Consider the following 3066-nt stretch of genomic DNA (forward strand, 5'->3'; position numbering starts at 1 on the left):
CGCGAACTCGACTTCGACCCGGCCAAGGTCAACCCGAATGGCTCGGGCATTTCCCTCGGCCACCCGGTCGGTGCCACCGGGGCGATCATTGTCACCAAGGCCATCCACGAACTGCATCGCACCCAGGGCCGTTATGCCCTGGTGACCATGTGCATCGGCGGCGGCCAGGGCATTGCCGCAATCTTCGAGCGTGTTTGAGCAGGCGGGAGACGACCATGAGCGACGAGATTATCGGTGTCATTGGCGGCGGCATCATGGGCAGCGGTATTGCCCAGGTGTGTGCCCTTGCAGGGCTGTCCGTCGCGCTGGTGGATATATCCGAAGCCGCCTTGGCCAAGGCGCTGGCGAGCATTGATCGCAGCCTCGGACGGCAAGTGGACAAGGGCTCGCTGACCGAGCAGCAGCGCGCTGCCGCACTGGGGCGCATCAGCACCAGTATCGACTATGCCAGCCTGAGCGACGCCGGCCTGGTGATCGAGGCGGCTACCGAGAACCTGGACCTGAAGCTGCGCATCCTCAAGCAGATCAGTGAGCGGGTCAGCGCCGAGGCCATCATCGCCAGCAATACCTCGTCGCTGTCGATCAGTCAGTTGGCCGCCCAGGTGCAGCGTCCCGAGCGCTTCATCGGCCTGCATTTCTTCAACCCGGTAGCGCTCATGACGCTGGTGGAAGTGATTCGCGGGCTGGAAACCGCCGAGGCTATCCATGCCCGCACCCTGGCGTTCGCCGAGCGCATTGGCAAGACCGCGATCAGCGCGGGCAACCGCCCGGGCTTCGTGGTCAACCGGATTCTGGTGCCGATGCTCAACGAAGCCATCTTCACCCTGCAGGAAGGCCTGGCCACTGCCGAGGATATCGACACCGGCATGCAGTTGGGTTGCGGTCAGCCCATGGGGCCGCTGGCGCTGGCGGACCTGATCGGTCTGGATACCCTGCTGGCGATTCTGCAGTCCTTCCAGCAGGGTTTCGGCGATCCCAAATACCGCCCGGCACCCTTGCTCAAGGAGCTGGTGGCAGCCGGTCGCCTCGGGCGCAAGAGCGGTCATGGCTTTTACCGCTATAGCTGATCAGCGGTTGCCAGGGATGGGCTACCGCTGGCTTTTTCCGGGAGTCGTATAGCCATGAATACCAAGCGATCGTTCGTCTCAGCATGCCCTGATGAGTCAGGTGAGGCACCGCTCTCGCGCCTCGAGCAGATCCGCGGCAAGGCGCTCGAACTGTTCGCCGAGCGCGGTTTTGCCGAGGTGGGCATGCGTGAACTGGCCCTGCACCTGGGGATCGGCGCGGGCTCGGTGTACCACCATTTCCAGAGCAAGGAACAACTGCTGTTCGAGCTGATCGAGGAACTCTATGAGGACCTGCTCGACGCGGTCCTGCTCACCGACCATGGCGCCGCCCACGGCCGCCTGCAGGCGCTGTTACGGGCACATATCGCCCTGCACGAGCACCGCGGTCTGCATTTCCTGATGGCCGAGCGGGAGTATCGCTGCCTCTCGCCGCAGCACCAGAGTCAGATCCAGCAGCTGCGCAGGCGCTATGAGGAGAAGCTCCTGGCGCGCTTGCTGGAGGCCGGCGCTACAGGCCCGCTGCCGGTGCTCAAGGCGACCGTGCAAGCTGTCGTCGCCTGGCTCAACAACCTGCCGGCCTGGCTGGATCAGTCTGGTTTGTCCCCGGCGCAGAGACAGGAGGTGATCGGCGGGATCGTCCTCGGCTCTCTGTCCGGTGTTTTCAAGCAACCGACAGCGGTTGCAGATAGCGCAACCGTAGTTACGTTGCGCGTCCCTGGTGCAAGCCCGCGCGGCTGACCGTTCTATTAATCGGGGCATGCGCAATGCCCGCACACTGTCTGAGTAATTCGATCATGTCTGACTACCAAGCTCCCCTGCGCGATATGCGTTTCGTGCTCAACGAAGTATTCGAAGTCTCCAAGCTGTGGACCGAGTTGCCGGCCCTGGCCGAGGTGGTGGATGAAGACACCGCCAGCGCCATTCTCGAGGAAGCCGGCAAGGTCACTGCCGGCATCATCGCGCCGCTCAATCGCAGCGGCGACGAGGAAGGTTGCTCCTGGAGCGAAGGCGCGGTGAAGACCCCGGCCGGTTTCCCGGCGGCCTACCAGACCTATGCCGCAGGCGGTTGGGTCGGCGTCGGCGGCGACCCGCAGTTCGGCGGCATGGGCATGCCCAAGGCGATCTCCGCGCAAGTGGAAGAGATGGTCAACTCGGCCAACCTGTCCTTCGGCCTCTACCCGATGCTGACCGCCGGCGCCTGCCTGTCGATCAACGCCCACGCCAGTGAAGAGCTGAAGGAAAAATACCTGCCGAACATGTACGCCGGCACCTGGGCCGGTTCCATGTGCCTGACCGAGCCGCATGCCGGCACCGACCTGGGCATCATCCGCACCAAGGCCGAGCCCCAGGCCGACGGCAGCTACAAGATCAGCGGCACCAAGATCTTCATCACCGGCGGCGAGCACGACCTCAGCGAGAACATCATCCACCTGGTGCTGGCCAAGCTGCCGGACGCCCCGGCCGGGCCTAAGGGCATCTCGCTGTTCCTGGTGCCGAAGTTCATGGTCGGTGCCGACGGCCGCCTGGGCGAGCGCAACGCGCTGTCCTGCGGCTCGATCGAGCACAAGATGGGCATCAAGGCCTCGGCCACCTGCGTGATGAACTTCGACGGTGCCACTGGCTGGATCGTCGATGCACCGAACAAGGGCCTGGCGGCGATGTTCACCATGATGAACTACGAGCGCCTGGGCGTCGGCATCCAGGGCCTGGCCCTGGGCGAGCGCTCCTACCAGAACGCCGTCGAGTACGCCCGCGAGCGCATCCAGAGCCGCGCACCGACCGGCCCGCAGGCCAAGGACAAGGCCGCCGACCCGATCATCGTCCATCCGGACGTGAGGCGCATGCTGCTGACCATGAAGGCGCTGAACGAGGGCGGTCGTGCCTTCTCCAGCTACGTCGCCATGCAGCTCGACACCGCCAAGTTCAGCGAGGACCCGGCCACGCGCAAGCGCGCCGAAGAGCTGGTGGCGCTGCTGACCCCGGTGGCCAAGGCCTTCCT

At 64.8% G+C, this 3066-nt stretch carries 3 protein-coding genes and 1 pseudogene; all 4 read left to right on the forward strand.

Annotation, left to right across the window (positions count from 1 at the left end):
• Positions 1-198 (forward strand): annotated as a pseudogene (locus G9C89_RS24775) (acetyl-CoA C-acyltransferase); the annotation flags it as partial.
• A gap of 17 nt (positions 199-215) precedes the next feature.
• Positions 216-1067, forward strand: coding sequence for a 3-hydroxybutyryl-CoA dehydrogenase (locus tag G9C89_RS24780; protein WP_172153339.1), 852 nt, complete (start codon positions 216-218; stop codon positions 1065-1067).
• Positions 1068-1121: 54 nt separating this feature from the next.
• Positions 1122-1805, forward strand: a complete 684-nt coding sequence (locus G9C89_RS24785; RefSeq protein WP_172153341.1) for a TetR/AcrR family transcriptional regulator — start codon at positions 1122-1124, stop codon at positions 1803-1805.
• A gap of 56 nt (positions 1806-1861) precedes the next feature.
• Positions 1862-3066, forward strand: a 1205-nt coding sequence (locus G9C89_RS24790) for an acyl-CoA dehydrogenase family protein (RefSeq protein WP_172153343.1), incomplete at its 3' end; no start/stop codon positions are given.

Source organism: Pseudomonas tumuqii, assembly GCF_013184545.1.
In the GTDB taxonomy this organism is placed as follows: Bacteria; Pseudomonadota; Gammaproteobacteria; order Pseudomonadales; family Pseudomonadaceae; genus Aquipseudomonas; species Aquipseudomonas tumuqii.